Origin of the sequence: Leptolyngbya sp. O-77 (assembly GCF_001548395.1) — a bacterium.
Taxonomy (GTDB): Bacteria; Cyanobacteriota; Cyanobacteriia; order Elainellales; family Elainellaceae; genus Thermoleptolyngbya.
Window position 1 is genome coordinate 3,940,477 of record NZ_AP017367.1, and the last position, 25,598, is coordinate 3,966,074.

General features: G+C 56.7%; 28 protein-coding genes. 14 read left to right on the forward strand and 14 right to left on the reverse strand.

Going from position 1 to position 25,598, the window contains the following annotated elements:
• Window positions 1–252: 252 nt before the first annotated feature.
• The 3 genes from O77CONTIG1_RS16690 to O77CONTIG1_RS16700 form a co-directional block, all read right to left on the reverse strand.
• Window positions 253–774 carry a YqeG family HAD IIIA-type phosphatase gene (locus tag O77CONTIG1_RS16690; RefSeq protein ID WP_068512763.1) on the reverse strand — a complete coding sequence of 174 codons (522 nt, stop codon included), beginning with the start codon at window positions 772–774 and terminating at the stop codon, window positions 253–255.
• 114 nt (window positions 775–888) lie between these two features.
• Window positions 889–1,980 carry an endolytic transglycosylase MltG gene (gene mltG / locus O77CONTIG1_RS16695; RefSeq protein WP_068512765.1) on the reverse strand — a complete coding sequence of 364 codons (1,092 nt, stop codon included), beginning with the start codon at window positions 1,978–1,980 and terminating at the stop codon, window positions 889–891.
• A gap of 268 nt (window positions 1,981–2,248) precedes the next feature.
• Window positions 2,249–2,845 carry a DUF3727 domain-containing protein gene (locus O77CONTIG1_RS16700; RefSeq protein WP_084782774.1) on the reverse strand — a complete coding sequence of 199 codons (597 nt, stop codon included), beginning with the start codon at window positions 2,843–2,845 and terminating at the stop codon, window positions 2,249–2,251.
• On the opposite strand from O77CONTIG1_RS16700, the gene O77CONTIG1_RS24750 reads away from it, so the two are divergent.
• Window positions 2,844–3,056 carry a hypothetical protein gene (locus O77CONTIG1_RS24750; RefSeq protein ID WP_156435379.1) on the forward strand — a complete coding sequence of 71 codons (213 nt, stop codon included), beginning with the start codon at window positions 2,844–2,846 and terminating at the stop codon, window positions 3,054–3,056. The two genes, O77CONTIG1_RS16700 and O77CONTIG1_RS24750, sit on opposite strands and share 2 nt — an antisense overlap.
• Here the strand turns inward: O77CONTIG1_RS24750 and ruvX are convergent.
• The 3 genes from ruvX to O77CONTIG1_RS16715 form a co-directional block, all read right to left on the reverse strand.
• Window positions 3,053–3,484, reverse strand: coding sequence for a Holliday junction resolvase RuvX (ruvX, locus tag O77CONTIG1_RS16705; RefSeq protein WP_068512767.1), 432 nt, complete (start codon window positions 3,482–3,484; stop codon window positions 3,053–3,055). The genes O77CONTIG1_RS24750 and ruvX overlap by 4 nt on opposite strands.
• Before the next feature lie 59 nt (window positions 3,485–3,543).
• Complete coding sequence (locus tag O77CONTIG1_RS16710; RefSeq protein ID WP_068512769.1) at window positions 3,544–4,728, reverse strand: GNAT family N-acetyltransferase; 1,185 nt, start codon at window positions 4,726–4,728, stop codon at window positions 3,544–3,546.
• A gap of 154 nt (window positions 4,729–4,882) precedes the next feature.
• Entirely contained in the window at window positions 4,883–5,332 is a 450-nt protein-coding gene (locus O77CONTIG1_RS16715) for an NfeD family protein (RefSeq protein ID WP_068512771.1), read from the reverse strand.
• Window positions 5,333–5,627: 295 nt separating this feature from the next.
• Here O77CONTIG1_RS16715 and O77CONTIG1_RS16720 point away from each other — a divergent pair, with 295 nt between their 5' ends.
• The 5 genes from O77CONTIG1_RS16720 to O77CONTIG1_RS16740 all read left to right on the forward strand — a co-directional run bounded on the left by O77CONTIG1_RS16720 (window position 5,628) and on the right by O77CONTIG1_RS16740 (window position 10,226).
• The gene (locus O77CONTIG1_RS16720) at window positions 5,628–6,479 is read left to right on the forward strand and encodes a Uma2 family endonuclease (RefSeq protein ID WP_068512774.1); all 852 of its coding nucleotides are present in this window, start codon (window positions 5,628–5,630) and stop codon (window positions 6,477–6,479) included.
• A 191-nt stretch (window positions 6,480–6,670) separates the two neighbouring features.
• The gene (locus tag O77CONTIG1_RS16725) at window positions 6,671–7,348 is read left to right on the forward strand and encodes a DUF305 domain-containing protein (RefSeq protein WP_156435381.1); all 678 of its coding nucleotides are present in this window, start codon (window positions 6,671–6,673) and stop codon (window positions 7,346–7,348) included.
• Window positions 7,349–7,696: 348 nt separating this feature from the next.
• Window positions 7,697–8,251, forward strand: coding sequence for a hypothetical protein (locus O77CONTIG1_RS16730; protein ID WP_156435383.1), 555 nt, complete (start codon window positions 7,697–7,699; stop codon window positions 8,249–8,251).
• A gap of 549 nt (window positions 8,252–8,800) precedes the next feature.
• Window positions 8,801–9,511, forward strand: a complete 711-nt coding sequence (locus O77CONTIG1_RS16735) for an amino acid ABC transporter permease (RefSeq protein WP_068512777.1) — start codon at window positions 8,801–8,803, stop codon at window positions 9,509–9,511.
• Window positions 9,504–10,226, forward strand: coding sequence for an amino acid ABC transporter ATP-binding protein (locus tag O77CONTIG1_RS16740; RefSeq protein WP_068512778.1), 723 nt, complete (start codon window positions 9,504–9,506; stop codon window positions 10,224–10,226). The genes O77CONTIG1_RS16735 and O77CONTIG1_RS16740 overlap by 8 nt, the downstream gene beginning before the upstream one ends.
• A gap of 109 nt (window positions 10,227–10,335) precedes the next feature.
• On the opposite strand, the gene O77CONTIG1_RS16745 is transcribed toward O77CONTIG1_RS16740, so the two are convergent.
• The 6 genes from O77CONTIG1_RS16745 to cobO form a co-directional block, all read right to left on the reverse strand.
• Complete coding sequence (locus O77CONTIG1_RS16745; protein WP_068512782.1) at window positions 10,336–12,552, reverse strand: peptidase domain-containing ABC transporter; 2,217 nt, start codon at window positions 12,550–12,552, stop codon at window positions 10,336–10,338.
• Window positions 12,553–12,888: 336 nt separating this feature from the next.
• On the reverse strand, window positions 12,889–14,067 hold the full coding sequence (locus O77CONTIG1_RS16750; RefSeq protein ID WP_068512785.1) for a 1-acyl-sn-glycerol-3-phosphate acyltransferase: 1,179 nt from the start codon (window positions 14,065–14,067) through the stop codon (window positions 12,889–12,891).
• Window positions 14,068–14,114: 47 nt separating this feature from the next.
• Window positions 14,115–14,987 carry a universal stress protein gene (locus O77CONTIG1_RS16755; protein ID WP_068512790.1) on the reverse strand — a complete coding sequence of 291 codons (873 nt, stop codon included), beginning with the start codon at window positions 14,985–14,987 and terminating at the stop codon, window positions 14,115–14,117.
• Between the two features lie 505 nt (window positions 14,988–15,492).
• On the reverse strand, window positions 15,493–15,687 hold the full coding sequence (locus O77CONTIG1_RS16760) for an NblA/ycf18 family protein (RefSeq protein WP_068512792.1): 195 nt from the start codon (window positions 15,685–15,687) through the stop codon (window positions 15,493–15,495).
• Between the two features lie 751 nt (window positions 15,688–16,438).
• Entirely contained in the window at window positions 16,439–16,603 is a 165-nt protein-coding gene (locus O77CONTIG1_RS24755) for a hypothetical protein (protein WP_156435385.1), read from the reverse strand.
• A 116-nt stretch (window positions 16,604–16,719) separates the two neighbouring features.
• On the reverse strand, window positions 16,720–17,415 hold the full coding sequence (gene cobO / locus O77CONTIG1_RS16765; RefSeq protein WP_317134129.1) for a cob(I)yrinic acid a,c-diamide adenosyltransferase: 696 nt from the start codon (window positions 17,413–17,415) through the stop codon (window positions 16,720–16,722).
• 230 nt (window positions 17,416–17,645) lie between these two features.
• Between cobO and O77CONTIG1_RS16770 the strand changes: the two genes are divergently transcribed.
• The 8 genes from O77CONTIG1_RS16770 (at window position 17,646) to O77CONTIG1_RS16805 (ending at window position 24,622) form a co-directional block, all read left to right on the forward strand.
• The gene (locus O77CONTIG1_RS16770; protein ID WP_068512794.1) at window positions 17,646–18,881 is read left to right on the forward strand and encodes an ABC transporter substrate-binding protein; all 1,236 of its coding nucleotides are present in this window, start codon (window positions 17,646–17,648) and stop codon (window positions 18,879–18,881) included.
• A 97-nt stretch (window positions 18,882–18,978) separates the two neighbouring features.
• Complete coding sequence (locus tag O77CONTIG1_RS16775) at window positions 18,979–19,866, forward strand: ABC transporter permease (RefSeq protein WP_068512796.1); 888 nt, start codon at window positions 18,979–18,981, stop codon at window positions 19,864–19,866.
• Window positions 19,863–20,654, forward strand: coding sequence for an ABC transporter permease (locus O77CONTIG1_RS16780; protein ID WP_068512798.1), 792 nt, complete (start codon window positions 19,863–19,865; stop codon window positions 20,652–20,654). The genes O77CONTIG1_RS16775 and O77CONTIG1_RS16780 overlap by 4 nt, the downstream gene beginning before the upstream one ends.
• Window positions 20,655–20,784: 130 nt before the next feature.
• Window positions 20,785–21,927, forward strand: coding sequence for an ABC transporter ATP-binding protein (locus O77CONTIG1_RS16785; protein ID WP_068512800.1), 1,143 nt, complete (start codon window positions 20,785–20,787; stop codon window positions 21,925–21,927).
• 290 nt (window positions 21,928–22,217) lie between these two features.
• Window positions 22,218–22,439 (forward strand): DUF3285 domain-containing protein, encoded by a 222-nt coding sequence (locus tag O77CONTIG1_RS16790; protein ID WP_068512803.1) that lies wholly within the window; start codon window positions 22,218–22,220, stop codon window positions 22,437–22,439.
• A 7-nt stretch (window positions 22,440–22,446) separates the two neighbouring features.
• Window positions 22,447–23,046, forward strand: a complete 600-nt coding sequence (gene ybeY / locus O77CONTIG1_RS16795; protein ID WP_084782775.1) for an rRNA maturation RNase YbeY — start codon at window positions 22,447–22,449, stop codon at window positions 23,044–23,046.
• Window positions 23,047–23,279: 233 nt separating this feature from the next.
• Window positions 23,280–23,744 (forward strand): diacylglycerol kinase family protein, encoded by a 465-nt coding sequence (locus tag O77CONTIG1_RS16800; protein ID WP_068512805.1) that lies wholly within the window; start codon window positions 23,280–23,282, stop codon window positions 23,742–23,744.
• Window positions 23,745–24,010: 266 nt separating this feature from the next.
• A complete protein-coding gene (locus O77CONTIG1_RS16805) occupies window positions 24,011–24,622 on the forward strand; it encodes an anthranilate synthase component II (RefSeq protein WP_068512808.1) in 612 nt (203 codons plus the stop codon).
• On the opposite strand, the gene O77CONTIG1_RS16810 is transcribed toward O77CONTIG1_RS16805, so the two are convergent.
• A complete protein-coding gene (locus O77CONTIG1_RS16810; RefSeq protein ID WP_156435387.1) occupies window positions 24,569–25,003 on the reverse strand; it encodes a gamma-glutamylcyclotransferase in 435 nt (144 codons plus the stop codon). The two genes, O77CONTIG1_RS16805 and O77CONTIG1_RS16810, sit on opposite strands and share 54 nt — an antisense overlap.
• A gap of 39 nt (window positions 25,004–25,042) precedes the next feature.
• On the reverse strand, window positions 25,043–25,456 hold the full coding sequence (locus O77CONTIG1_RS16815; RefSeq protein ID WP_286132369.1) for a DUF29 domain-containing protein: 414 nt from the start codon (window positions 25,454–25,456) through the stop codon (window positions 25,043–25,045).
• Window positions 25,457–25,598 lie beyond the last annotated feature (142 nt).

The window sequence follows — 25,598 nt, forward strand, 5'->3', positions numbered from 1 at the left end:
AAAGAGATGTGATGCTAGGAGAACGAAGTCACTGGCAGACTGCCTGGATGAACAGTTGAAGTCGTCAGTGCGATCGCTTCGCAGGAATCTCTGTAAAGTAATGTAACACTATCACCCCGACAGCGCAACATTTCGCAATAAATTTACAGGCTGCTGGATTCGGCAATCCAAAATCGCCAATCCAGCGGGCGGCAATCCAGCGGGCGGCAATCCAAAATCGCCAATCCAAAATCCAAAATCGGCGCCGCCTTTCTACCGCCGGGGCGTGAGCGATGCCCCCAAGGCCTGCGACACCCACACTTCAAAGTTGCGAACGGGGCTGCGGCGCACCTCCACGGCGGGGTCTGCCATTGGCTCCACCAGGATGGTGAACATGCCCAGGCGATTGCCCGCTAGCACATCGGTAAACAGGCGATCGCCCACCATTGCCACCTGTTCAATCGGAATGCCCATTGCCTCCACGGCCTGCCGCAGCTTGCGCCGCGAGGGTTTGCCCGCACCCAGCAGATAGGGCAACTCCAGTGAGTTGGCAATGCTGCTGATGCGCGACTTGCTGATATTGTTGCTCACCAGCCAGATGGCGATCGCCGGCCGCAGTTGCGCTACCCACTCGCGCAGTTCCCCAGAGGCCTGGGCCACCCGGATTGGCACTAGTGTTTCATCTACATCCAGCACCAGCCCCCGCAGGTTATATTGCTGCAATAACTCTGGAGTCAGCGCCAAGATGCTGCTGCCCAACACCAGGTCAGGTTGTAAGAGTTTTCCCCAGGACATTTTTTCGTAAAGGCGAATTGAGGCGTAGCGCTGCGCTTCCTCAGCCAGAAGCCCAGCCTAAATTCTACCTGGTAGACCTGATGCCGTTGGATGATTTTCTGTAATCTCGAAGCTCTAGTTTTGCCGAGACAGTTCCGCATCGACCGCTCGCTTGGCGGCTTCGTGTTCGGCCAGCGTCCGGCTAAAGATATGCGTACCGTCGTATCGTGCCATGAAAAACAGGTATTCTGTATCGCCAGGATTGAGGGAGGCTTCCAGGCTAGCCAAACCGGGCGCGGCGATGGGCGTAGGGGTGAGGCCAGGGTTAATGTAGGTGTTGTAGGGCGAGGGCTGGCGCACCTGGGCGTAGGTCAGCGGCTGCTCAACGGTTTGCCGGATACCCAACCCATATTCCACTGTGGGGTCCGCAGCCAGAGGAATGCCCTCGCGCAGTCGCCGTGCAAATACGCTGGCGATGGTAGGACGCTCTTCCTGAACGACGGCTTCTTTTTCGACAATGCTGGCCAGCGTTACCCATTCCATAAAGCTGTAGGGCGATCGCCCTTCGTCATAAATTGGCAGGGCGACTTGCTCAAATCGACGGAGCATCTGGTCGATTGCCAACTCAGGCGTGAGTTCTCCCGCAAACTGGTAGGTATCGGGAAACAGGAAGCCTTCTAGAATAGGCAGGTTTTCGGGCAGCCAGGGAAAGCGATCGCGCGGAATGTCTTGGGCGGCAGCCATGAATTCCTCAGCGGGGAAGTAGCCCTGCTCCTCAAAATACTCCGCCATTTGGCGAATCGTCCAGCCTTCGGGAATGGTGAAGCTGTTTTGCACGACTTCACCCCGCCAGATCTGGTCGGCAATCGCGGGCAGCGGCTCAGCGGGTGAGAGGGCGTAGGTCCCTGCCTGAAAGCTGCCCGGCCGCTTTTGCACGGTTTGCCAGCGTGTCCACAGGTTCCAGGCTTGGGTTGAGCGAATGATGCCTTGAGCTTTCAGGGTTTCGCCGATTTGCTGGGCGGTGCTGCCTGGGGGAATTTTGACCTGCACAGTGCCCCTCTCCGTTGCGCCTTCCAGAGGGTCGCCACTATCGGTTGTTGAAGTTGCCGGGGCGATCGCCCCCAGCCACCAGCGCCAGCCTTGCCAGCCGCCCAGCAGCAACGCCAGCAGCACCAGCGTCAGCAGGATTAACCCCTTAGACCATCCAGACAATCGTTTAACCGACATGGCTGTCTTCTCCAAACCCAGAGCTTCCGAACCCAGAGTGGTAGGGCGATCGCCCTGCGGGTTTCTGCATCAAATCCCTGAACGCAGTCTAACCTTAGTCCAACGACAACAGACCTGCGATCTGCCTCCTGATTGATTGACGAATTGACCAATAAGGCAGGGAGCAGGTTCCGCCTGTGCCGTTTTAGCCAGGCGACCGCACGCTCAACCAATTAACTGAATCAACTAACGTATCTCCCAAAGACTCGTCCAAATTACGCATTCCAAATTACTCAAACGAGTCAAACAACTGCTCCTCGAGCTGCGGGCGGATTGCCTGAAACTCTTCTGGAGAGAGCAATTCAGGTTCGCCGCTGGCGTTAAGGCGGGCAAAAAACATGAGCGGATCGAGGGGCGTGCAAACGTCGTATTCCTGCTCTTCGTGATAGAAGGAGGTGAGCCGCTGAAACTGTTCGGAATCTACCAGACCGCCTTCTTCGCCCATGTCAATCGTGATCACGTCTTCTTCTGAAACTTCGGGCAGATCGCCCGCCGCCGTCAGCGTGTAGGCGGTGCGCTTAAGCGTTAGATCTTGCTCTGCCAATACGGCCCGGGCGGTTTCAAAAATCTCTTCAACCTGCGTATCTGCCAGGTCAACAAGCGTTTCTGCGTCTGCGTCTTCGTCGTCTTCCCAGGCAAAGATTTCAATCGGCGAATCGACTGGCAGCAGCAGCAGGTAGGCTTGTCCGTCTACTTCGACCGAATGCTCCACATAACAAACGAGCGATCGCCCGGCCTCGTCTGTCAGGCTGACGGTAGGCAACTCCTCTTCCAAATCGCCCTGGTTTGTCTCAAAGTCATCATTATTTTTCCCGACCTTTGCCATGCCAATATCCTTAAAAAAACTTCGCCAGCAAGAGTTCACAAGCGCATTGCTACTGAAAACTTTACCGCATCGCTGCGCCGCAATTGATGAAAAGGTGGATTCTGGTGGACTCTTCGGCGAATGGAAAACAGGAGCAGCTTTGGATTTTGGATTTTGGGTTTTGGATTTTGGGTTTTGGGTTTGTAAACACTCAGATCGGGTAAAAGGCTAGGTCTGAGGGGGCGATCGCCCGTCTAGCCACTGCTGCAAGATAAGGGCGGCGGCTTTGCGGTCGATCAGCGCCTTGTTGTGGGAGGGCGATCGTCCCTCCGCGTGAATTAGCTCTTCCGCCGCAACAGAAGTCAGCCGTTCATCCACATACTCCACTGGCAGATTCAGCGCCACTCCCAGCCGCTCGGCAAACCGCTGCACCTGCCGCGCCTGCGCCCCCACTTCGCCATCCAGCTTGTAGGGCATTCCCACCACCAGCACCGTTGCCCGCCGCGCCTCGACCAGCGTCCGCAGCCGCGCCACATCTTCGGCAAAGGATCGCCGCTCGATCGTCTCTAGACCCGTGGCAATCAGCCCCGTGCCGTCGCAGCCTGCTACGCCGATGCGCTTCCTACCCACATCCAGCCCCAGCGCCGAGATCCGCGTCATGCCGTAGAACTTAGTTGAGATTAGTGTTGAGATCAGTTAGTTGAGATCGGTTGGAATCTTCAGTTGGAATCTTTAGACAGCCCCGGTGGCTTGGTGTCGGGCTTGCCGTTGCCGTTGCCCGATTCCAGCGAGAAGCGGCTGGGCACTGGCTTTCGCACAGGCTGGAGATTTTGCAGCACGTCGGTTAGTTGCAGCCCCTCTAGCGGCTTGGCTTCCCGCAGCTTGTGCCACACCGAGCGCGACATCATCAGCGTGTGGTGGGTTTGCGCTGCGCCCAGTTGTTGCAAAAAGTCTTCCCGCTCCGGCTGATAGTCGGCCGAATCGACCATGAGCGCCTGCTCCGGATAGCCCCGCACCACCTGCGCCATCTGGCAGAATAGCTCTGGATAGAGCCAGGTGTAGGCCGGGTGAACCGTTAGCTTGGCTTCGTGGGGGTGGCTGCCGTCTTTACAAAGTTGCAGCCGAAAATAGCCGATCGCTGCTTTGCGCTGTGGCTCGAACACGTAGCCGCTAACCACCTGCACCGGAGTGAGCCAACTCCCCACCCCGTCTGTGACGCTGCCCAGCAGGCCAGTCTTGAAGTCGGTGATGTGGCGATCAAACACTTGACGGACGTGGGGCGGCATCGAGGCTGTGTCCAGTTGGCACAGTAACCCCGCGTCGGCGTTGCCCACAGGCAGCAGGTTAGGCAAATCGGGCTGTCGCTCGGCTAGGGCTTGCCACAGCTCGGGGGCGATCGCCCAGTAGGTCATCTGCGCCAGCGGTTGAAAGCCTGTTTTGCGGCATAACCCAATCACTGAGTTGTCGTTGACATCCACCTCAATCAGCCAGGTACGGGCTTCCCAAATGGCTTGCAGGCAGTAGCGCAGGAGTTGGGAACCCACGTCCATCAGCGAGGTTTGTCTGAATTCGCCGGGGGAATATTGCCCGACCGCAATTTGCTCAATCCGCCAAGTGCTGCGTGTGCGGTTGAACGGCGAAACCTGAATGACCCCGCGCACCTGATCGTCTTGCTCAGCCACGTAGGTTGAAAGCAGATGTTGCAGGGGATTGGGGAATAAACTTAACCCTTTGAGTAGCCCGTACCAGCGTCGGAGTTGCTGCACTCGCTGCGTTACCTCTAGACGGTTGCTCTCGGTGTCCGTTTCTAGTGCATCCAGCATCAACCGCTCCACGACTTCCAGGTCACGACGAAGCAGCGGTCGAATTTGCAACTCAGGAGTTTCCGCAGGAGATGAGGCCATCAGGGTTTGAATAATTGCACTGACTCTATGCTACATCCGAATCACGGGTTAGGGGAGGGTTTGCGGTGACAGGGGATTGGGGCGGTGGGACGATGGGGGAGTTCGCCCGAATACTCAAATTAATACTCAATAAATACTCAAACTGGGCGAATACTCAAACTGGGCGATCTTGCACAAACCCTGCGGGGAGAACGATTAGCGTGTTCCCCTGGCGACCGACGACGTGAACCGTCTGCCCAACGGCGATCGCCACGTCCGAAACCTGGCTGCGGGCTGACCAAATTGTGCCTTCATAGGTCACCTCTCCGACCCCGCCGCGTGGAATCGTCACAGAGACCTGGGCCTCACTCGGAGCTGCCAGAGCTTTGGACGATTGGGGCACTAGCCCGCGCATAACGATCGCCAGCGCCACCGACAAAATGCCCCACAGCATCATCTGAAGCCCCACGCTGGGCAGGCTGAGGGCGGCGATGGAGGTAATGATGGCCGCAATGCCCAGCGCTGTGATGGTTGGCTCAAACACCAGCAAATTCAAAAACAAGCAACACATTCCTCCCACCAGCCAAAGCAGGTAGGCAGGCTGATTGAAGACGGACTGCATCATGGTAGAAAGCTCCCGCGCATGGAAGACGGCAGACCGGGAAAGGAGGAGGATTTGGGAGCAGGCCAGCCGCTATGTTTCAAGACTACACGCTGGCGATCGCCAATTACAGGTAGCCCCAGCGAAAGGCTTCAATGTGCGATCTCAGTCTGGGCGATCGCGGGGAGAGCGGGGTTCAGCAGACTGCCTGGAATCAGCAGTCGCTCAAGGGCGTGAGGAAAAGAGATCTCTGACTCGCTTGACTAGACTCGCTTGACTAGAATAGACGGTATTGCTGTATCGGGTTGGATCATATTCTATGGCACACAACCTGCTAAACGACGACGCAATCGTGACGGAACTGGACATCAGCCATCTGGTCACCGAGGACGACACACCAGTGGACAATTTTCAATCCGAAAAACAGCAACGACTCCTAGTGGAACCGCTGTATAGCTCCTGGTCGCCGGGAATCCCGTTTATTGCTGCTGCCAATGTGGGGGTCTTCTATGCGCTCAAACAAGACCCGATTGTTCCCGATGCGATGTTGAGTTTAGGGTTGGAAATGCCAACAGACTGGAGCCAGAAGCAAAACCGCTCCTACTTTGTCTGGGAGTTTGGCAAAGTGCCGGACGTGTGCATTGAAATTGTCTCCAACCGAGAAGGAGATGAATTAGCGCTGAGCCATAAATCTCAGCAGAAGGGCAAAACCCTGAGTAAGAAGGACCTCTATGCCCGCATTGGGGTGCCCTACTACGTTGTGTTTGATCCGCTGGAACAGCTTCAGGCTCCAGAAGAGATGGATGGATCGCTGCTGCGAACCTGGGCGTTGAGGGAGGGGCGATATCACCTCTTGCAGCCGCCTGTCTGGTTAGAGGCAGTGGGGTTGGGGTTGACGCTCTGGGAGGGCGAATTTGAAGGGGTAAGCGGACACTGGCTACGCTGGTGCGATGCTCAAGGGCAGGTGATTTGGACTGGAGCAGAGGGACAAAACGCCGAACGCCAGCGGGCAGAAGCCGAACGCCAGCGGGCAGAAGCCGAACACCAGCGGGCAGAAGCCGAACGCCAGCGGGCAGAAGCCGAACGCCAGCGGGCAGAAGCCGAACGCCAGCGGGCAGATAGACTGGCAGAGCGACTGCGGGCTATGGGCGTTGACCCAGATGAGGTTTGACCGATCGAAGCCCCCTTCCTGGAAGAGCCACGGGGTGGGGCGTGGGATTTGAGCGATCGCCCGCCCAAGGTTTCAGTCCCACCTTTTACACGGGCTTGACTCTCCAGCAAACTGGAGACTCTAGAGTGGAATAACGTCCTTAGATCTCAACTTCTTGATCTCAACGTGTAGACTTTAATCCACATTGACCGATGAACCTTAAAAAAGCGAACGTCAAAGCAAACGTCCAAAAAGTCCTCCTCGCGGTTGTTTTTGCTGGAAGTCTGGGCTTAGCTGCCTGTAGCCACGACTCTGGCCACCAGAACAGCCAGTCCACCGCCCCAGCAACGATGGGTCATAATACGGACGGCATGGATCACAGCAGCATGAGCTTAGGGCCTAAGGATGAATCCTTTGACCTGCGGTTTATCGACGGCATGATCCCTCATCACGAAGGCGCGGTGCTAATGGCGCAAGAAGCGCTGGAAAAGTCCAGTCGTCCTGAAATTCGCACCCTCGCCGAAGCCATCCTCCGCGCCCAGGAACAGGAAATCAGCCAGCTTCAGGCCTGGCGCAAGGCGTGGTATCCCAACGCAGGCGATCAGCCCGTGATGTGGCACGACAGCATGAACCACATGATGCCCATGACCCCAGAAATGCGCGACGCAATGAGGATGGCGGGCGATCTGGGCGCTGCGGATGACCAGTTTGATCTGCGGTTTATCGAGGCGATGATTCCGCATCACGAAGGGGCGCTGGTGATGGCGCAGGAGGCGCTGGAAAAGAGCGATCGCCCTGAACTCCGCCAGATGGCAGAAGAAATCTACGCTTCCCAAAAGCAGGAAATCGAGCAAATGCAGGCCTGGCGCAAAGCCTGGTATGGGAAATAGCGTCCCCATTGCTCGTCTTACCGTCACCTCCCACTCTCTGAGGTTTCAAACTAGCCCTCTGGCTTGAATCGTTGGGCGACGGTGCTGCCCGACAATTCACGCTTCCAGAAAAGCATTGATGCAAGAGGTTTACTGAAGTCTCAAAACATCAAGACAAGCAACCGCCTGAGAAAATTGCTCAGTCAGCAGGTTGCCTGTCCTGATTCGTCGCCGTTGGCACGTATGTATTAAGTGAGGGACGCTGCCTTCGTTTGGAGTCTTTTGGCGCAGGCCAGCTTGGACAATGCGGCAATGATGCAGGCAGGCGACCCGATTGCTGTTTCTCTCCTCACCCCCTCCCTGAGACTCATGGCTAAGGCGCTTTCCCATGTTGCGGTTTACACGCTAGCGGCGCTGGCCGCCCAAGATGCACCCCAGGCGGCAATCGCCCAATCGCTGCGAATCGACGCGCCGCCGATGCTGGTTGGGCTGGCCGCTTCTCAACCCAGCATTCACAGCCCGGCAGCCTCGCCCCATGTCACGGTTGCTCCGCCAGAGGTTGCAGCAGCTAGCTTCGGAGAATGGGCACCCCCAGCCGCAGAATGGACCGCGTCTGTCGAGTTTTCGTCTTCTTCAGCGATCGCCCCCGCGCCGCTGCCTCAGCCCATCGCCGCAATTGCGCCGCCAGAAGATCTCGACCAGGCGATCGCGCTGCTGGCGACCCAGGCTGCGCCGCTCTGGCAGCCGCTATCTGCACCCTCAACGGCGATCGCGCCACCGGAGATGCTGTTTGAGGATCTCGCTGCGCTGCAACCCGCCACGTCCCTGTTTGACCCGTGGATCGACGCAGAAGAACTGAGCCTGCTAGATCAAGAATGGTCTCAGCTCCAGCTTCAGGATGAGCTGTGGGAATGGCCGGCATAGCTGCCGATGGACGCACCAGGCGTTGCTGTTAAATCTTAAGTAATGCTGAATACAAAGATGAATTTCGAGACGGTCTGCGACGCATCTGATGCTTGAGCAAGGCCGTCTTTTGGGCTGTGAAATTGGCCGGGCGATCGCCCAAGTCGCTTCAGCGGCGCTTGCGCGGCCTGGGTTTCGCCATTCCCGAAAAAAGAGCAGAGATCGTCGCAAAATAAGCATTACGAACTTTTTTTGACTGTCTCCCTTCGCACTATTTAAGGATAAAAGCCATAGTATGCTATTGCTTTGAGTTTTAAGCTTCTCAGCTTCAAACTGAAGAACTCACACTGGAGATTAACAGCCTGCGGCGCTGTAAAGCTGAAAGCTTGCGTTTCTTTGAAATTCACTAAACTTCAATGAAGCATTTTTTTCAGGAGTAGGTGTTAACATAACTCCACCTGATTTGGCTAGAGCAAGTTAACCCCAGCCCCAGTTGCCGTATTCGCTTTAGTTAAATATCTGCGAGGCAATTGTTTTGCGCTATCGGAACATCTGAGGAATTCAAACGGCATGGATTGCAGTACGTTTATATTAAACTTTCCCCCACTCTTGCTAGGGCAGCTAAATCTCGATTTCGGCAAGATTGCACCTAATATTCCCTATATCTTGGGGGGCATTCAGGTTACGCTTCTATTTACCCTCCTATCGGCTCTTTTTGGTTTTGCTTTAGCTATTGTTCTCTCTTTCTTCAAGGTTTCAACGTTTAAGCCATTGCGGTGGTTTGCGGATATTTATACTTCAATCTTTCGGGGCACGCCGCTCATTTTGCAGTTGGCTTTAATCTACTTTGCAACGCCCCAGCTCACGGGATACCCAATTACAGGTCTGCAAGCCGGTGTGATTACCTTTGCGCTAAATTCAGCCGCCTACAGTTCAGAAACGATTCGGGGTGGCATTTTGGCGGTAGACAAGGGGCAGCGCGAAGCGGCGCAAACGCTGGGCGTGGGCTATCCCATGATGATGAAAGACATCATCTTGCCTCAGGCGTTTAAGAATATTTTGCCTGCGCTGGTAAACGACAGTATCGCCCTTCTGAAAGACTCGGCGCTGGTGTCTACGGTGGGGGCGTTGGACGTGATGCGGCGATCGCAGGTGGTGGCCGCAGAGAAATTTATCTACTTTGAGCCATTGCTATTGGCGGGTGTGATTTATTACGTTTTGGTGATGGGGCTGACGCTGTTTGCACGACGATTTGAACGGAGGATGCGGAGAAGTGATTAGAGTTGAGTTTTTGACAAAATCCTTTGGCAAGCTGGATGTATTGAAAGACATTTCCACTGAGATTAAAGATGGCGAAGTAGTGGCCGTCATTGGCCCCTCCGGTTCTGGAAAATCGACGTTTCTCAGATGTTTGAATTTGCTGGAAACGCCAACTCGCGGCCGCATTTATATCAACAATGTAGAAGTCACCGATCCCAAATGTGACATTCAAAAAGTGCGGCAAAATGTCGGCATGGTGTTTCAGCATTTCAACCTGTTTCCTCATATGACCGTGTTGGAAAACCTGACCTATGCGCCGCGCAAGGTGAAGGGCTGGTCTAAGGCGCAGGCCGAAGAGAAGGCGATCGAGTTGCTAGATCGCGTCGGGCTGGCAGAAAAGGCGGGCGTATATCCTTCGCGCTTGTCGGGCGGGCAAAAGCAGCGGGTGGCGATCGTGCGGGCGCTGGCGATGGAGCCGGAGTATATGCTGTTTGACGAGCCGACCTCGGCGCTCGACCCAGAAATGGTGAAGGAAGTGCTGGATGTGATGAAGTCGCTGGCTCAGACGGGCATTACGATGGCGATCGTGACGCACGAAATGGGCTTTGCGCGAGACGTGGCGGATCGGGTGCTGTTTTTGGAAGGCGGCAAGATTGCAGAAGACGCGCCACCAGACGTGTTTTTCTCTACGCCCAAGAGCGCCCGGGCGCAACAGTTTTTGGAGAAGGTGCTGTAGCGCTTTTGCTGTGCATTTTGACCTGTGGGTGACGCGCACTGGCTGCGGCGCTGGCGACGAAATCGTCCAAAACCAGAAAGCTTGTTGTAAGTGCGTAAGTCCGTTGCAATTAAACGGTCAGGAAGTTGAGGTGGTCGCCTGCCTGCGATCGCACGTCCTCCATCGTCCCCGCGAGCTTCAAGCGTCCCTCTTCCAGAAACACGACCCAATCCGCCAGCGCAATCACGTTGGGGCGATGGCTGATCAGGATCGTCGTCTTGCCCCGACGCTGCCATAGTAGTTTGTCGAGAAGCTCGGCTTCGCTGACCGGATCGAGACCGCTGGTGGATTCGTCGAGAATCATAATCGGCGGGTCGGCGAGCAGGGCGCGGGCGATCGCCAGCCGCTGGCGCTGGCCGCCGGAGAGGGTAGAGCCAAATTCGCCCAGAATGGTCTGATATCCATCTGGTAGCTTTTGAATAAAGTCGTCTGCGCCCGTCATCTGGCAGACGGTCTGAATGTCTGCTTGGGGGACATGGGGCTGAGTCAGGCGAAAGTTTTCCACAATCGAGCGGCTCCAGAAAAATGAATCCTGGGGCACTAAAATGACCTGTCGCCGCACGCAGGCAAGGGACAGATCCTTGAGCGCATGATCGCCAATGCGAACCGTGCCCGACTGGGGCTGGTGCAGTCCGGCGATGACCTTGGCGAGGGTGCTTTTGCCACAGCCCGTGCGGCCGATCAGGGCGATCGCCTGTCCACCGGGCATTGTCAGCGAAAAGTCCTTTAGCAACTCGACTCGACCGGGATAGAAGAAGCTGACTCCATCGCAGGCGATCGCCGCATCGTCGGCCAGCGTCTTCCAGGGTTTGTCCAGGCGATCGGCTTCGGGCGTGGCGGCGATCACCTCATGCAGACGGGCGTTGGCGGTCTGCACTCGCGCCGCGTCGTCTACATAGTTCACCAGCAAATCCACCAGCCCCACCACGTTGCGGTTGAGCGTGGTAAAAGCCAACAGTTGCCCCACCGACAAATCCTGGCTGAACACCAGCAGTCCACCGATGCCCAGCAGCAGCGCGTTGCCCAAGTCCGACACCAGTGCGCTGAAGTTGCTGTTGATAATGCCGATTTGCATGGTTTCCAATAGCAGCGCCGCCAGCTTGCGAAATCGCTGCTGAAACTCTTCCCAAAAGGGCGATCGCGCATCCAGCACTTTCAGCGTCAGCGCCCCCTTAAAGGTTTCCACCAGCACGCCCTGGTTTTCGGTTTCCAGCACCATTGCCGCCCGCGTTTTTTGCCGCAGCACAGGCTGAAACCAGATGGTGGAGAGGGTCATGGCGATCGCCACCAGCACCGCCACCAGCGTCAGCCGCCAGCTATAAAACAGCATCAGCCCAAAGGACACCGCCGCCACCAGCACCGTACTCGGCAGACTGACGACTGCCTCCGACACCAGGCGGTTAATTTCCTCAATATCGCGCAGTCGGCTGACCACCTCGCCACTGCGCCGCGTTTCGTAGTAGGTCAGCGGCAGCCGCAACACCTGCTGCCCAAACTCCAGCACAAAGCCCAACTCTAGCCGCTGGGCAAACCGCGCAATCAACAAATCCGCTGCCAGCGATAGCCCGCTACGAAACACATACAGCAGCATCACCGCCGCCACGATGCCCAAGAGCATCTGCCGCCGGGCGGGCAAGGCTCCCGTTTCCTCAGCAGGCAGCAGCACCTCGTCCGTCAAAATTTGCAGAAACACGGGCGAAGCCAGCGACAGCAGCCCAATCAGGCTGGCGCAAATCACCGCTTGCAGCAGCACCCAGCGATAGGGGCGAATTCGCTGCCAGAGTTGGGCCGCCGTCACCGTCGGGTCGTCGGGTTGGCTGAAAAAGCGCTCCGGATCAGGTTCCAGCAGCAGAATCACGCCGTTTGCCCAACCCTCTAGCAGTTCCACTCGCGACAAAAAGCGCAAACCGACTGCTGGATCAGCAATCACAAGGTGATCGGAGGGACGCTCAAAGGGGCGATTCCCGTAGGGATTGCTTCGCGAATCGCCCTTCTGTCCATACAGCACCACCCAGTGATTCCCCTGCCAGTGCAAAATTGCGGGCAGCGGCATCCGATCGAGCGCATCCAGCACTTCGGCTGACGCGACCACCGACTGGGCACGAAACCCCAGCGACTCCGCGCCCCGCCGCAGCCCTAGCATCGTCGTGCCCAATTGCCCCGTGCCGATGGCTTCGCGAATGCGGGTAAAGGACACCGTGCGTCCGTAGTGTTTGGCAATTGAGGCCAGACAGGCCACGCCGCAGTCTTCGCGACTGTGCTGGAGAATGAGGGGGTAGCGAGGCATGGGGAAGGGGGAAGAACGAAGAACGAAGAACGAAGAGGGAAGAACGAAGAGGGAATTGGGGAGGGCTGCGGTTAGATCCTTCTGAGTTTCTGCGCTGACGGGCTGCTTCGCTGAAAATAAGGGTACTTCTGAACTGGCTCGGTTCTCCCCTTTGTTTAAGGGGGGGCGAGGGGGGATCAGGCTCAGACACTTCAGGTGGGTAAGTTCTGTCAGAGATTGTTCCGCAATGCTATCGCAGGGTGGGTTTGGGGGTCAGTCCCTCTTTGGGCAGACTGTCCCTCTTTGGGCAGACTGAGGACTTGGAGCGATTAGGGTTGCTTGATCTAGTTGCTTGACCTACATGAGATCCAAGTTGGTCTGCACGGTGCTGCGGAGCTTTTCGGTTAACTGCTCGACGGTCTGGGTCCGGTCTTGGATATAGTCGTCCAGGTATTGCGTCAGGTTTACGGGTTCGCCGACGCGGAGGATGACCGTGCGATCGCCCTTAGGGGGCGGCCGGTCGATGCCAAATACGGCCCGCTCTAGCCGGGTGAGCGTGTCCAGAAAGCGCTCTGGCGTGGGGTTGGCAGCCACATAGCCATCTGAGATGGCGTTGAAATTGAGCAACTGGGCAGCGGCGCGGGCGATCGCCTCATGGGTTCGCAGATCGAGGGTGCCCGCCTGCGCCTCCAGGCTCCGCTGGATGCGATAGACCCGCTCTCGCAGCGGCTCCTGGAAATTCGGCGAAATTTTCAGCGTGCGCTCGCAATAGTTCAAAATGTGGTCTTTGACCTGCTGAATGCGGTCATCGCGCGATCGCTGCACGGTTTCTGCGATCGGCAGCCCATAGTCGCGCTCGAACCCCAGCAACACCTGCTCGCCAATCACCAGCAGCCGCTCATACCAGTCGGGGCTGCTAGGAAACACCCACAGCGCCTTCTCTAGCTGCTTCAAAGTTTGTTCGATCGCCGGAGCCATGTCGCCCTGATAGCGATACTTCAGCGCAATTGGTACAACGTACAGGTCATCCAGAGCCTCGGCGGGTGTACCCTGCTTAAGCTGCCGCTGCATCGCCTGCATCGCCAGTTGCACCGCGCCTGTGCGAAATGGCATCACCGTGTCATTTTGAAAGGAAAAGCCACCCTCTGGAAACATCACCAGCCGACAGCGGGGCTGCGACAATAGCTCCAGCGTTTTGGACATACTGGGGCGATCGCCCAGTCCCCGCCGCAAAGAATAGGCCCCCATCCGCTGGAGAAACCAGCCCGCCGCGCCACCAAACCGCTCATACGCCGCCAGATAGTGAAACGGCTGCCCCCACCGCGCCGATAGCAAAAACAGCGCAATCCAGTCGTAATGCGTCGGGTGATTGGCCAGCAGCAGCAGACGATGGGGCTGAAGCGTGCGGAGCGTCTCCAGGTCACTGGGCTGCACCTCTAGCCGCATTTTGTAGCGATATTGGGCAATCAGCGGCGACACGCGCTGCACCGCCCACACCAGCGGCGGCGACAGCTTGGGCGGATAAAAGTCCGGCATGGCGGAGCGGGCGGGGCTAAACAGAGGCGCTGGACAAGAGCGAATCGTCAGGACGGCGGGAAGAACAGAATCGGATGCCAGCTCCGGCGCAGCAGGTCGCCCGTAAAGCTAGGAACCGACAGCTCCACCAACCGCCCGATCGTTTTAGACGAAGCAGCGATCGCCGTGATGTCGATATCAATCGCCGTTTCCAGCGCTTGCGTCACCGCATTGCCATGCGCCACCACCGTATCCGTTTTCACGCCCAGCGCCTCTAGCTCTCGCTTTGCCGCTTCCAGGTTCTTCGCCGCCTCTTCGCGCTTTGCATCCCGCAGCACAGCGCTACGAGCCACATCCTCAATGGACGTAAACAGCAAGGCTTTCTCTAAAGTTCCGGGGGGGCGATCGGCGGCCAGTTGCTTCACCTGGCGGAGCATTGCCTGTCCGGCTTCACTGCCATCATAGGGCAAGAGCAAGTAGCGGAACAGGTGGCGGGCCCGCAGGTCTAGCTCCTCTTCGGTGTAAGCCGAAATCAATTGGGGACGCAGAATCAAGAGTGCCGTCGTTCCTTGCTGACAGAGAGAAACTGGCGTGCTGCCAAAGAGTTTTTCCTTCAGCAGCCCATCTCCCGCAGTCCCAATAAAGACGATATCGCTTTGATATTTCTTACGGGCTGAAAGGATATGCTCGACGGGCTTACCCCAGGCCACCTCAACTTGCACGTCAACCCCAGCAGGCACATCGCCCAGCAGCTTTGCAAAACGCTCTCGCGCCTCCACAAACGGCTTGTCAGATTCGCGAGGGATTTGCCCCTCCAGAACGGGAACCGTGTGTAAAAACGTAATCTGCTCTAGCCCGGATGCCGAGAGGCTGGGGACGAAGCGGGCGAAGCGATAGAGACCGTCTTTAAAGTCGGTGCAAATCAAAGCACGCTTGAACATACGCGATGAGGGGGCGCTATTAACTGCATGGTGAGAATTGCCTAGCGAGTTACGGCTGCAAATTGGCACGGCAAAACTCTACCCAACCCTACCATCTCAACGCGACAAACTCGAACCCTTTTCCCCTGAAACTACTCTATCGAAACGTTAAATAGGCATCAGGGCTGTTATTTGGTGGGTGAAACCAGGATAGAACGCTACTAGGCTGTAGATTCTTGGTCAACTACTCAGCAAAGTCATGAAAGGATTGGCACAGGGTAACTGTCGGTGCGCCGCTCAAACGCGCAACCTGAAACGATTGACAGGAGCAAGGCCGAGAAAAAGTATGGAGTGCAATGCTTAGAGAATTTGCAACGATCTAGTGCTAGTCAGCAGAAACCGGAGAAGGCAATCAGGCTTTTGAAATTACTTGAGATCGAGCAGACGCCCCAGCATCCCCAGCTCCTTTCCCAACAGGACAGGAATCGAGCAAGAGAGGGAGGTCGCCGACTGCGACTCTAGCGGACTAGAACTGGGCCCCGCCTTCGATGCCCCACTGGTGCTTCAGCAGGCTCTTGTAGGTGGCATCCTTCAGCATCATCTGCTCGTAGAGCTTGACCAGGAAGTGCTGGGCCTGTTCTCGGCTCATGTTTTCGACCTGGGTTTCAAAAGACCGCAGGCTGAACTGCTGTTCCAGAGAGAGTTCAATTCGTTCGTTCATTGGAATTCTCCTTGACTGAGGTAAACAACGTCAGAAGTCGAACATGGTTGAATTCGAGCTTCCTTGGGAAGCTAGCTGGATAGGTTCCTCGTAGGGTTCCCTAAAACAGGCTCCGCGCTCCCACCTTTCTATTAAAAAAGATAACAATCGTTTGACAAAATGCACAGTCCCCCCGTGGGTGAGTCTTTGGAATCTTAGGCAAGATCTTTGAATCGATGCTTGGTCAAGGTTCCTGCTAGCTTATCCATCAGGGTGTGTACAGTGTGTCGGGCGATCGCCATCCTCCGGTTGAGGGATCATTCCTGGCGGCCGAAGTGCAACCAGGTTGGAGTTACTTTTAGCAAGTGAAGAAATGTAAAAAAGTTCGGATTGAACATCCTGAGGACTTGACAAAAATCACATCGTTCTGAACTTCTTATAAAGATTCATCAGTATGGCTTTGGTGGAATACGCAAAAAAAGCTTAAAGAAAGCCTGAATAGGGTTTTGGGGCAATTATGAGAGCGTTTGTAACACTGGTTTGTAACACTGGGGCGATGCGATCAGTGAGATAAGACACAAAAAATGGCGATCGCCCTGGGGATAGAGGCGATCGCCATTGATGTAATCTGCCAAATAGAAAAATGTTAATCCGGGGTCAGTTGGATTGATTGAGCGCTAACAGCGCCAATCCTTTACCTTGTCGTGAGCAAGCCTTTACATGGCTATATAGCCAAAGCTCAGCCAAGGCTCAGCCGAGGCTCAGCCAAGGCTCAGCCAATGTAGTCGGCTTCGGCTTCGAGCTGACGCACAAGCGACTCATCGCCCTTGGCGCGAGCAGCTTCTAGACGACGCTGAATGTTTCGGCGCAGGTTTTCGTGGTGCATTTGAGCAACCTGTTCGCGAGAAACCCGATTTTTTCTGTTAAGTCCCAACATTTGCAATTCTGATGAAGGTAATAGCGAAATACTTTCTTCAGAATAGCATCGCCCACAGCAAATGGTAGCTTTTGCTACAAAAATTAGGAATTCATGGGCGCTGGTGGGCGATCGCCCTAAAACTCAATTCCCGGCTGGGCCTTCACGCCCTGCTCCCGAAACGGATGCTTCACTAGCGTCATCTCCGTCACCAAATCCGCCCGGTCGATCAGCGCCTGCGGTGCGCCGCGCCCGGTGAGGATGACATGAGACTCCTCTGGCTTTTGCGCCAGCCCGGCCAGTACGCTATCCACTGCCAGATAGCCCAGCTTTAGCGCAACGTTGACCTCATCAAGCAACACCAGCTTGATGTCGGGATCTTGAATATAGGTCAAGGCAGTCTCCCAGGCTTCGTGCGCTTTTTGAATGTCGCGATCGCGGTCTTGGGTTTCCCAGGTAAAGCCCTCGCCCATCGCGTGAAACAGGAGCTGCGGCGCGTCGCCTTCTGTCCAGGGTTGCAGGACAGTCTTTTCGGCGGGTTCCCATGCGCCTTTGATAAATTGCACAATGGCGACGCGGTGGCCATGGCCGAGCGATCGCAGCACCATGCCCAGCGCGGCGGTGGTTTTGCCTTTGCCGTTGCCTGTGTGGACGATGATGAGGCCTTTGGAGAGCGATCGCTCTGCTAGCCGCTGTTCCTGAACTTCCTTTCGGCGCTGCATCTTGCGACGATACTGCTCATCCGTGAGTCCGGGCGCGATCGCCTCCTGATCAAGCTGCTCGGCTTCTTGGTCGGCTTGGGGCGTGAGGGCAGGGTTTTCGGTCATCACCATAGAACCTGAAACAAGAACCTCCCCATGCTATAGCAGAGGGCGCAGGATAGTCAGAGGTGGGTCACAGGCTGGAAATTAGCGGATTGTAACAAAGTCGCTGTCAGGCATTGATAATTCTACACGCCAGCTTTAACCAGTTCTTAGCCTGACAGTAATCGCTGCTTTAACTCCTGGTGGTGTACTTAACATTGGCATGATTCTGAACCTTTCGGCACTGAGAGAACTTCCCTATGAGTCAAGACCCCCAATCCAAGTCTCCCCTGCGCGTTTCTCGCCGCTCGTTTCTGGGCTGGAGCGCTGCTGGGTTTGGTAGCGCAATTCTGGCATCCTGCACCCAATCGACCACTACTCCGACGGCTTCTCCGGCAGCCAGCCCTGCGGGTGCTTCTCCGGCGGCCAGCCCTGCGGCAGGTGGTCTACCGTTGACTGCGGCCGAAGCCGGTGGGCTAGAGGCCATCATTGAGCGGGCCAAGGCCGAGGGTGAGCTTTCAGTCATCGCCCTGCCTGATGACTGGGCGAACTACAAGGAGATGAAGTCTAGCTTTTTGCAAAAGTATCCCTTCATCAAGCTAAATGACCTGAACCCAGATGCAAGCTCTGCCGACGAAATCGAAGCCATCAAGGCCAATAAGGGCAACAGCGGGCCCCAGAACCCCGATGTGATTGACGTGGCCTTTAAGTTTGGGGAAGAGGCAAAGCGAGAAGGACTCCTGCAGCCCTACAAGGTAGCAACCTGGGAAACCATTCCAGCGGCGCTGAAAGACCCCGAAGGCTTCTGGTTTGGGGATTATTACGGCGTGATGTCCTTCGAGGTGAATACCGACGTGGTGAAGACGCTGCCAGAGGACTGGAGCGACCTGCTGAAACCGGAATATCGCGGGCAGGTGGCGCTAGCGGGCGATCCGCGCAAGTCGGGGCAAGCTATCAACGCCGTGTGGGCAGCCGCGCTGGGCAACGGGGGTTCCCTGGAAGATCCAGGCCCGGGTCTGGAGTATTTCAAAAAAATGAACGCAGCGGGCAACCTGCTGCCCGTGATTGCCAAGCCTGCGACGATCGCCAAGGGAGAAACCCCGATCGCCCTCCGGTGGGACTACAACGCCCTGGCCAACCGCGACGCAACGGGCGGCAATCCCGAAATTGCGGTGATTCTGCCGAAAACGGGACTGTTGGCGGGTGTTTACGTGCAGGCGATTAATGCCTTTGCGCCCCGTCCCTATGCGGCTCGCCTGTGGATGGAGCATCTTTATTCCGACGAGGGGCAGTTGATCTGGCTGAAGGGGTATTCGCGTCCCGTGCGCTTTGACGACTTGAACAAGCGCAACGTGATTCCGGCTGACCTGAAAGCAAAGCTGCCCGATGCCGCGATTTATGAAAAGGCTGCATTCCCCACGGCAGCGCAAATCACCCCTGCCAACGACAAAATCACCAAGCAGTGGGATAGTGTAGTCGGCGCTGATGTGAAGTAGGTTCCTGCTGCGATTTGGCTGGCGGTCTGATCAGGCTGTTCAATCGAACTACCTTGTCAGACCGTTTAGTCAGGTTGTGACTTTCGGGACATAAACCATGACGCTTGTTCAACCGCTGGAATTAATTCAATCGGCTGCGAAGGGCGATCGCCCCTGGGACTGGCTGGGGTTAGTGCCGTTTTTTGCGTTCGCCTTGGCGTTTTTGGTGCTGCCTGCGCTGTCGATTGCCGTTCGCAGCTTTCAGGACAATGCGGGCCAGTTCACTTTGCAAAATATTCTGGATTTGCGCCAACCGAATATTATGTCAGCCTACGCGGTCAGCATTCGCCTCAGCCTGGTGACGGCGCTGATCGGTGGCGTGCTGGGGGCGCTGATGGCGTATACGGTGACGGCGGGCGGCTTGCCAGAAAAAGTGCGATCGCCCTTGGTCACCTTCTCCGGTGTCGCATCCAACTTTGCAGGGGTTCCCCTGGCCTTTGCCTTCATCGCCACGCTGGGGCGGCTGGGTCTGATGACGGGCTGGCTGAAAAATCTTGGGCTAGATCTCTACGCCCAGGGCTTCAACCTCTACACGTTTTGGGGATTGATGCTCACCTACCTCTACTTTCAGATTCCGCTGACGGTGCTGATCCTGGTGCCAGCCTTCGACGGGCTGCGGCGGGAGTGGCGCGAGGCGGCGGAAAACCTGGGTGCGAGTTCCTGGGACTATTGGCGGCAGGTGGCGCTGCCGATTCTCATGCCGTCGCTGCTGGGCACGATGATTTTGCTGTTTGGCAACGCCTTTGGGGCGCACGCCACCGCCTACGCGCTCACGGGCGGGCAGATTAATCTGGTGACAATTTTGATTGACGCGCAGATCCGGGGCGATGCGCTGCAAAATCCGGGCTTGGGCAACGCGCTGGCGCTGGGCATGGTGGTGATCATGGCGGTGTCGATCGCCCTCTACTCCTGGCTGCAACGGCGCACATCAAGGTGGGTGCGATGACCGATTCGACCCGACGCGGCAACCTCTGGGCGTGGCTGTGGATGGCGATCGGCACGCTGTATTTTGCGATCCCGCTGATTGCGACGATCGACTTTTCGCTGCGGGCACAAAAAGATACCCTCAGCCTCGCCGCCTACAGCAACATTTTCGACGACCCCAAGTTTTTTGAAAGCTTTACCTTTTCAGCGCTGACGGCGCTGGGGGCGATCGCCCTCAGTTGGCTGCTGATCGTGCCCACGGCCTACTGGGTGCAGCTCCGTCTGCCCCGGATGCGCCCGGTGATGGAGCTGATCACGCTGCTGCCGTTTGTCGTGCCTGCGGTGGTGCTGGTCTTTGGGCTGATCCGCACTTACAGCACCACCCTGCTCAACACACGCACGGGCGGCTGGATTTTGCTCACCGTCGCCTACGTCGTCCTCTCCTTTCCCTACATGTATCGCGCCGTAGACACTGGGATGCGAGCCATCAACGTGCAGACCCTTACTGAAGCCGCTCAGAGCCTCGGCGCAAGCTGGCCCGCCGTCATCCTGCGCGTCATCTTTCCCAACCTGCGCGTCGCCCTGCTCAACGGAGCCTTTATCACCTTCGCCATCGTCATGGGCGAATTCACGATCGCCGCTCTGCTTGCCCAGCCCGCCTTCGGCCCCTACATGAACCTGCTCGCCAGCAGCAAAGTCTACGAACCCTCTGCCCTTGCCGTCGTTAGCTTTGCCCTCACCTGGGGCGCAATCGGCATTGTGCAACTGCTGGGCCGCGGCAGCAGCGGCCAGTTGGGCGGGCCGCGATAGTTGTAGCGATAGTTGTAGCGTTGAAAATCAGGGTACAAGAAGAGAGCCGCCCCTTATTCAATCTTCGTTTTCCCTCTTCGTTTTTCGTTCTTCCCTCTTCATTTTTCGTTCTTCCTTCTTCCCTCTTCCCATGCACCTCTCCCTCAACCAACTCTCCAAATCCTACGGTGGCAAGACTTTGGCGGTTCGCGGAGTCGATTTGCAAGTCCAGTCAGGCGAGTTTGTCTCGCTGCTGGGGCCGTCGGGTTGCGGCAAGACGACGATTTTGCGGATGATTGCGGGGTTTGAAAAGCCGACGGGCGGCACAATTTTGCTAAATGGGCAGGATATCACCCGGATTCCGGCAAATCGACGGGATATGGGCATGGTGTTTCAGTCTTACAGTCTGTTTCCCCACATGACGGCGGCGCAAAATATTGCCTTTGGGCTGGGGCTGCGAAAAATGAACCGGGGCCAACAGCAGCAGCGCGTCGAGGAAATGCTGGAACTGGTGGGGCTGGGCAGTATGGGCGATCGCTTTCCGCATCAGCTTTCGGGCGGGCAGCAGCAGCGGGTGGCGCTGGCGCGGGCGCTGGCGATTTCGCCGCAGGTGTTGCTGCTCGACGAACCCCTGTCGGCGCTGGATGCCAAGGTGCGCGTGCAGCTCCGCAACGAGATTCGCCGGATTCAGCAGCAGTTGGGCATTACCACGCTGTTTGTGACGCATGACCAGGAAGAGGCGCTGTGTGTGAGCGATCGCGTCGTGGTCATGTCCCAAGGAAAAATTGAGCAACTAGGCACGCCAGAGGAGATTTACCTGACCCCCAGCACTGCGTTTACTGCCTCCTTCATCGGTGCAATGAACCAGATCCCCGGCTTTTGGGTAGACGGCAAAGTCCGCATCGACACCCACCCCAACACCAGCCTGCCCGACGAGTTTTTGCAGACGCAGCTCGTGGAGTTGCCAGAGGGTAGCCGCGTGGTGGTGCTGGTGCGCCCCGAAAGCATCACCGCCCAGCCGCCAGAGCAGACGGCTCCGCCGAACACTAACTTGCTCAGCGGCTTGATCACGGGTCGAACCTTCCTTGGCTCAGCGGTGCGACTGTCGGTGCTGGTGGGCGAGTTTTATTTGAATGTGGATGTGCCGACAGGTCAGGCAGAGACGTTTGCGGCTGGGCAACTGGTGCAACTCAGCTTTCCGCCGGAACAGTGTCGCGTGCTGACGGTCGAGGCAGCGCCTGCGTCTGTTGGGCGGGCAACGCCGCTGAATGTCGAAGATCCGGTGCGCGACTAAAACGGGACGAAGTGGGTAACTCACCTGGACTAAAGAGTTAGTCCTAGGGCGCGTCATCAATTAAGCTCAGAAACCTTAAGGAATCAGCAGTATCGCGCCCGCCTAAGCAAACCAGGCTAGGGGCTGAACCTCTTAAGAAATCAGTGTTGAGCAGACAATTGATGACAGCCCCTAGAATCACCCATTCGGGGCTGGAAATTTTGCAGGGTTTAGGCAGTCGATCGTTACATTAAGAAATAGTTTAGAGTTAGTCTGGTACGCAGTTTCTATGCGTTGAGCCAGACTTTTTTATGAGTGACATTTCACAACCTGCCTCATCGGAAGACACGCCTGCTAGCGTTTCCGAAGCCCCCGATCCCGCTCAGGCTACGCCATCGGAGCCGCCGCCCAGCTATGTGAAGCTGGCCATGCGGAACATGGTTCGCAAGCGGGGCACGTCGCTCAAGCATTTTGCACTGACGACGGTGGGGCTGCTGGGACTGCTGGTGGGGCTGGCCTACCTAACGCGGTGAAGGGACGATGATTCCAGAATTTCCGGGTCGAGCCGATATCCCAGAAGCCTCCGGAGTGGGGCGTTTGGCTGCTGAAGTATGGACTGGAACGCCTGAAACCCAGTCTGCTCAGGGAGTTTCGGTTGAGGTGGATGTGCAGGAAGAGGGGGCGATCGCCTCTCCCATTTCTCAGGACACCTGGATCACCTGGTTCCAAACCTGGCTGACGGCACTAGTGCCCGATTTATCTCCTATTGGGGTATATGAGCTAAGTCTGCGCCTCACCACCGATGCCGAGATTCACCAGCTCAATGCTCAATACCGCCAAGTCGATCGCCCAACGGATGTGCTGTCGTTTTCTGCGCTGGAGTCTGGCGTGGCGCTGCCTGCCGGACTGCTTGCCGAAGAACCCTTTCCTCTAGGCGACATCATCATCTCGCTGGATACCGCCGCTGCCCAGGCGCAACAGCGCAACCACACGCTGACCGAAGAACTAGCTTGGCTGGCGACTCACGGGCTGCTGCACTTACTGGGATGGGATCATCCTGACGAAGCCCAACTCCAAAAAATGTTGCAGCAACAAGTTAATCTGCTACAAACTGTTGCGCTGGAGGTTCAGTATGATTAACCAGGGAGTCATAGCCATGTCCTTTGCCGTTGGGAACTGGGCATCCTGATGATTGACGAAGCGAAACGACGAAACCGCCAGCAAGGCTGTAGTTGGTCATCCACTCTTCTTTCCTGTTCGCCTGAACTTTTTTCTTGATACTGTCGGAGTTCTGATTTGAACTCTTAAGCGATCGCCTACTGGTCATTGCCTGGGTTTCTCTCCTATCCGTATTCAAAGTTGCGACGGTTCCTATGCCTCAGCCCCTCCCCACCGAAAATTTTCAGGCTGTTCCACCGCCCCCCATTCCGTTTCCCACCAAGCCCAACCGCGATCTTTCGTGGAAAGTTGCCTCTAGTTTATTTGTGAGTTTTCGCTACGCCTGGGCGGGTTTGACCTATGCCTTCTTTACGCAGCGAAATTTTCGGATTCACCTGCTGGTGGGCAGCGTGGCGATCGGGCTTAGCCTTTGGCTCCAGCTCAGCCGCGTCGAAATTGCGGTCATTGGTCTGACCAGCGGCCTCGTGCTGACGATGGAACTGCTGAACACCGCCCTTGAGTCTGTGGTTGACCTGACCGTTAAGCAGACCTATCACGAACTCGCCAAAACCGCTAAGGACTGCGCTGCCGGAGCGGTTTTGATTTCGGCGATCGCCGCCCTGCTGGTGGCTGGTTCGCTGCTGCTGCCGCCGCTGCTAGCCGTTCTGGGCCTTGCTTGAGGGGTGATGGAGTGACGGAGTGACGGAGTGATGGAGCAGACTTTCCAACCCCTCAATACCCCAATACCCCAACCCCTCGTTCGGCGAAGCTCACGAGCCGCCAATACCAAAACACTCCAACACCCCAACACCCCAACACCTCTAAGATGCGCTTTAAAAGTGCCTAGAGAGATTGATTGTTGTGCCCGACGCACACGAAAAATCAACTTTTAAAACAGACCCTAACCCCCAACCCCTAACCCCCAACCCCTAACCCCCAACCCCTCATGATCCTGGTCATCGACAACTACGACAGCTTTACCTATAACCTGGTGCAATATCTGGGGGAACTGGGCGAAGAACTGCCCGTCGCTGCCGATATCCGGGTCTATCGCAACGACGAGATCACGGTGGAAGAGATTCGGCAATTGCAGCCAGACGGCATTGTAATCTCGCCCGGCCCAGGACGGCCGGAGGATGCAGGCATCTCGCCGCAGGTGATTGCTGAACTGGGGCCAGAAGTGCCGCTGCTGGGCGTGTGCCTGGGGCATCAGGGGATTGGGCAGGTATTTGGCGGTCGGGTGACTTCGGCGGCGGAGCTAATGCATGGCAAAACGTCTGCAATCGAGCATACGGGCGTGGGCGTGTTTGAGGGCATCCCCAGCCCCATGACGGCGACGCGCTACCACAGCCTGGTGGTGGATCGGGAAACCTGTCCCGATGTACTGGAAATTACCGCCTGGGTGGAAGACGGCACGATTATGGGCGTGCGCCATCGAGAATTTCCGCACCTCCAAGGCGTACAGTTTCACCCCGAAAGCATTCTCACCGACCAGGGCAAGTCGTTATTGCGAAACTTCCTGCGGCAGATTCCGCCCCGTCCAGCGGCCGTGGGCTAGGCGCGTGCCGCCAAGCTGTTCTGCCTGTTTCGTCGCCATCCAATAGAGCCAGGCCTGGCCCAGCGCTTCCCGGTTCAGGTCATACACCGTTGCCAGCGATCGCTCGTATTCGTTTAGCAGCGGCGAGCCGTCGGGATCATAGCCCTCCAGTTCATCCAGCGCCGCCAGCACGCCAAAATCCGCAAAGGACAGCACATAGCCATAAACAGGGTCTTCCCCAGGCGTGAGCGCCGGATACCCCATAGGCAAGTCATAGAGCGTGCCCAGGGCGATCGCCTCTACGCTGGCCACCACTTTGCCCTCACAGTAGCGCGGATAGAAATATTCGCCGGGTTTCAGCGTACCGTAGACAAAAACATGCAGCAGGTCGGGAGAAAGCATTTTGCAAGGAGAGATGCAGGGTTTATCTAGGGTTTATCTTTAGTTTCCCGCATTTTGCCCAGGCGGATTAGCCAGCCAGAACTTTTGCGTCAGAAGGGGTTCAAGCTCTGGGGGAAACGGACAATGGGCAGGCAGGGCAACATCAGGATAGTCGTCCTTCACCTGTCCAGCAGCATAGCGCCAGGACGCTTCAAAAATCTCGGCGAGATAACCCTTGAGGCTGGGTGAATCTCTGAGAAGCAGTTGGATTTCGCTGCGCTGTTCTTTGATCGGGTTTTCCCAACCCCGATAATCCTCTGGAGACTTGACATAAACCCGCTTCAGCAAATGACTCAGCAACACTCGCAGGCGGCTTTCTAGCTCTCGGCGATCGCGCTTTGCCAACGCCTCAACCTCCTCAATCAGATGTTCCCAGTCCACAGTGCCAAACTCGCCTGCTCGCAGCTTAGTCACAGTTTCGTCTATCCAGAGGCAAAAATCTTGGTCATAGAGCGTAGCTTTCGCTGGAAACTCCGCCATACCCATCTCCCATCATGCAAACTTCTCCAGAATCCAACCCCTCTTCCCTCTTCCCTCTTCCCTCTTCCCTCTTCCC